Origin of the sequence: Bacteroides sp. 51 (assembly GCF_010500965.1) — a bacterium.
Taxonomy (GTDB): Bacteria; Bacteroidota; Bacteroidia; order Bacteroidales; family Bacteroidaceae; genus Bacteroides.
Window position 1 is genome coordinate 1 of sequence record NZ_QVMI01000105.1, and the last position, 538, is coordinate 538.

Annotated in this window: 1 protein-coding gene; it reads left to right on the forward strand. The window is 43.7% G+C overall.

Annotated elements, in window-relative coordinates; translation table 11 throughout:
- Nucleotides 1-465, forward strand: a 465-nt coding sequence (locus D0T87_RS23725; RefSeq protein ID WP_163178647.1) for a ferritin, incomplete at its 5' end; no start/stop codon positions are given.
- Nucleotides 466-538: the final 73 nt, after the last annotated feature.

A 538-nucleotide genomic window follows, 5' to 3' on the forward strand; every position in this document is an offset into this window, starting at 1 on the left:
AACAAGCAAATCAACCTCGAGTTGTACGCTAGTTACGTCTACATGTCCATGGCTTACCATTTCGATCGCGATGATGTCGATCTCGGTGGTTTCCACAAGTTCTTCAAGAAGGCCTCCGATGAGGAGCGTGAGCATGCTGAAAAGCTAATGAAGTTCCAAAACCAACGTGGAGGCCGCATTGTACTTCAAGACATCAAGAAACCAGACAGGGATGAATGGGACACTGGTCTTGTAGCCATGCAGACTGCTCTTGATCTGGAAAAGCATGTAAACCAAGCTCTTCTTGACCTTCATGATGTTTCAGAAAAGCATGGTGACAAACAGATGCAAGATTTCATTGAGGCTAACTACTTGACTGAGCAAGTTGAAGCCATCAAAGAGATCGCAGGCCATGTCACCAATCTGAAGCGTGTTGGCCCAGGACTAGGAGAATACCAATTTGATAAGGAAACTCTTGATGACTGAACCATGGTATTGCCTGTCTTTCTAAACTGGATTTGACATAAAACACTGATTTGCTACAAAACTTTAATTTGAC